A 3291-nucleotide genomic window follows, 5' to 3' on the forward strand; every position below is an offset into this window, starting at 1 on the left:
ATGGAGGCGCGCTACCAACTGCGCCATAGCCCCTCAAGGGAGTCGATCGGACCTGTGGGGTCCTGCCGACTCCCTGAACCATAGCGGAATCCGGCCCGAACGTCGAAACGGTTCAGGCGTCGTCGCTGAGCACGACCGGCTCGGGGAGGCTGGCCGCGTTGTGCTCCATCAGCCGCCACTGCCCCCGGCGTTCCTGGAGCACCGACCAGCAGCAGTTGCTGATGGGTCCCAGGATCTCGCGCTGTTCGTCGGGGATCCCCAGCAGCCGGGCGATCCCCACTCTGAGGGCGGCGCCGTGGCTGACCACGACGAGCAGCCCCCCGGTCGGGGTCTTGCCCAGTCCGCGTTCGACGGCGGCGCGCATCCGGTCGCCGACCTCGGCGATGAGTTCGCCGTCGGGGATGTCCATCCGGGCGTGCTCGACCGGCCAGCGCGCGGAGAGTTCCGCCCCGGTCATCCCCTCCCATGAGCCGCCGAAGCGCTCGCGCAGCCCCTCGTCGAACTCCACGGGCACCCCGGAGGCCCGGGAGAGGTATCCGGCGGTGTCGGCGGCCCTGGTCAGGTCGGAGGCGACGATGACGTCGGGGTTCAACGAGGCGAGCAGCTCCCCCGCCCGCCTGGCCTGGGCGTGGCCGACCGGATCGAGTGCGATGTCGGTCTGCCCCTGGAAGCGGTTCTCCACGTTCCAGGACGTGCGTCCGTGCCGCCAGAACAGCACACGAGGGGTGTCGCTCACGTGGTGTGCCTCTCCACTCGCAGTGGGGTCGGGGTCAGAACTCGTCCAGCGGCGTGCGCTGGGCGCCGCGCGCGCCCTCGGGGAGGTCGATCTCGGGGCAGTCCTTCCACAGCCGTTCGAGGCCGTAGTAGCCGCGCTCCTCCTCGTGCTGGATGTGCACGACGATGTCGGCGTAGTCCAGCAGGACCCAGCGGCCGTCACGCTCGCCCTCGCGCCGGACCGGCTTGGCCCCGGCCTGGAGGCGGAGCTGGTCCTCGACCTCGTCGACGATCGCGCGGACCTGCCGGTCGTTGGGGGCCGAACACAGAACGAAGGCCTCGGTGATGACCAGCTGCTCGCTGACGTCGTAGGCGATGATCTCCTGGGCGAGCTTGTCGGAGGCGGCTTCCGCCGCGACCCTGACCAGCTCCAGTGCCCTGTCGGTGGCTGTCACGTTGTGCTTGCTGCCTTTCAGCTCTCTAGGTAGAGCCCGGTCTTGTTGATGTAGCGGACGATGCCGTCGGGCACCAGGTACCAGATGGGTTCGCCCTTGCGGACGCGTTCCCGGCACTCGGTCGAGGAGATGGCCAGCGCGGGGACCTCCACCAGGGAGACCTTGCCCTCGGGCAGTCCGGTGTCACTGAGGTGGTGACCGGGCCGGTTACAGCCTACGAAATGCGCGAGCTCGAAGAGTTCGTCGACGTTGTGCCAGCTCAGGATGGCGCCCAGCGCGTCCGCCCCGGTGATGAAGTACAGCTCCACGTGGGGGCCGTACTTGGCGCGCATCTCGCGGAGCGTGTCGAGGGTGTAGGTGGGCCCCGAACGGTCGATCTCGACGCGGTCCACCCGGAACTGGGGGTTCTCGGCGGTGGCGATGACCGTCATCAGGTAGCGGTCCTCGGAGGGCGTCACCTTGGCCAGGTCCTTCTGCCAGGGCTGGCCGGTGGGGACGAACACCACCTCGTCGAGCCCGAAGAGGTGCGCGACCTCACTGGCCGCCACGAGGTGGCCGTGGTGGATGGGGTCGAAGGTGCCGCCCATGATGCCGACCTTGGTCGGGCCGGTTCCTCCCCGGGGCGCGGGGGAGTCCCCGTTGCGGGATGCGTCGGAAGCTGCGTGCGCCACTGTGCGCTCCGTTTCGCCGTGGACGTTGCCGTTGCCGGGATCGGCCAACCGAGATTAGCCGACGGAGGGCACCACCGCTGTCCCCTTCCTCCCTTTTCGGTCCTCGCACCGGGACAACGAACGCCGTGTCGGGTTCCTTCCCCCGGGCGCGTCGACGGCGCCCGAAAATCGCGTCATATCTCGAAGCCGGAAACCGTGGCCAAGCGCGATCACGGCGCATAGCATGCCGATATGGCCAACACACCAGACCGCGTCCGCGTCCGGCTCTCCGAGATCTCGCCCCGCGCCTACGAACACCCCGCAGACCGTGGCGCCCTGGTGGCGCTGCGCTCGCTGCGCGGGTTCGACGAGGTGTTCAAACGCCTGTCGGGGCTGTTCAACGAGCGCGCCCTGCGACTGATGTTCCTGTCCAGTGCCGTCCGGGTCGGTCCCACCCAGTTCCCTCACGTGTACGACTACGTGCGCGACGCCGCCTACGTCCTGGACATGGACGAGGTCCCCGAGCTCTACATCCAGATGAACCCGAAGCCGAACGCCATGGCGATCGGCAGCAACCGCCCGTTCATCGTGATGACCACGGGCCTGTTCGACCTGCTGGACGCCGAGGAGCAGCGCTTCGTCATCGGCCACGAGGTCGGCCACATCCTCAGCGGCCACGCCGTCTACCGCACCATGCTGCTGGCCCTGATCCGGCTGGCCACCCGCGTGGCGTGGGTGCCGCTGGGCTTCATCGGCATCCAGGCCATCGTGGCCGCGCTGGAGGAGTGGTACCGCAAGTCCGAGCTGTCCTGCGACCGCGCCGGGATCCTCGCCAGCCAGAACCCCGAGGCGGGCAAGCGCGCCCTGATGAAGCTGGCGGGCGGCTCCAAGCTCGTGGAGATGAACCCCGACGCCTTCCTTGAGCAGGCCCGCGAGTACGAGTCCGGCGGCGACGCCCGCGACAGCCTCATCAAGCTGGTCAGCCTGGTCGGACAGACGCACCCGTTCGCGGTGGTGCGCCTGGCCGAGCTGCACCGGTGGATCGAGGACGGTTCCTACCAGAGCATCGTCAACGGCGACTACCCGCGCCGCTCCACCGACCGCGACGCCCGGGTGGGCGAGGAGGCCCGCAAGGCCGCCGACTCCTACAAGCAGTCCTGGGAGCGCACGGGCGACCCGCTGCTGGGCACCCTGCGCGACGTCGCGGGCAGCGCGGCCAGCGCGGGCGGCAAGATCTTCGACACCGTCGCCGACCGGTGGCGCAACGGCTCCTCCCGCACCAACCAGGGCTCGGGAACCTCTTCCTGACCGGGCTCTCCCCCCGACACCGGAACCGGCACCGGTTCCCGACGCGCGTGGGAAACGGGCGCCCGGCCGCGGGGGGCGGCACCCGCGAAGCCGACGCCGCCCGGGCGGGAGATGGTGCCGGGTTCCCGGCCCGGAGGGGCGGCCCCCGTACGCGGGCCGCCCCT

Annotated in this window: 4 protein-coding genes; 1 reads left to right on the forward strand and 3 read right to left on the reverse strand. The window is 70.0% G+C overall.

The genetic code is table 11. The features are described 5' to 3' along the window. Positions 1–112: 112 nt before the first annotated feature. Genes DQW06_RS26805 through nadD form a run of 3 tightly spaced genes read right to left on the reverse strand, consistent with a single transcriptional unit; the run spans position 113 to position 1840 of the window. Positions 113–736, reverse strand: a complete 624-nt coding sequence (locus DQW06_RS26805) for a histidine phosphatase family protein (protein ID WP_013154370.1) — start codon at positions 734–736, stop codon at positions 113–115. 34 nt (positions 737–770) lie between these two features. Next, positions 771–1169 (reverse strand): ribosome silencing factor, encoded by a 399-nt coding sequence (gene rsfS, locus DQW06_RS26810; protein ID WP_013154371.1) that lies wholly within the window; start codon positions 1167–1169, stop codon positions 771–773. Positions 1170–1186: 17 nt separating this feature from the next. Then, positions 1187–1840, reverse strand: a complete 654-nt coding sequence (gene nadD / locus DQW06_RS26815) for a nicotinate-nucleotide adenylyltransferase (protein ID WP_013154372.1) — start codon at positions 1838–1840, stop codon at positions 1187–1189. A 231-nt stretch (positions 1841–2071) separates the two neighbouring features. Here nadD and DQW06_RS26820 point away from each other — a divergent pair, with 231 nt between their 5' ends. Beyond that, positions 2072–3127: a M48 family metallopeptidase gene (locus DQW06_RS26820; protein WP_013154373.1), complete on the forward strand. Its 1056-nt coding sequence runs from the start codon at positions 2072–2074 to the stop codon at positions 3125–3127. Positions 3128–3291 lie beyond the last annotated feature (164 nt).

The sequence above is a fragment of the Nocardiopsis sp. TNDT3 genome (assembly GCF_003427465.1).
GTDB classification, from domain to species: Bacteria; Actinomycetota; Actinomycetes; order Streptosporangiales; family Streptosporangiaceae; genus Nocardiopsis; species Nocardiopsis dassonvillei.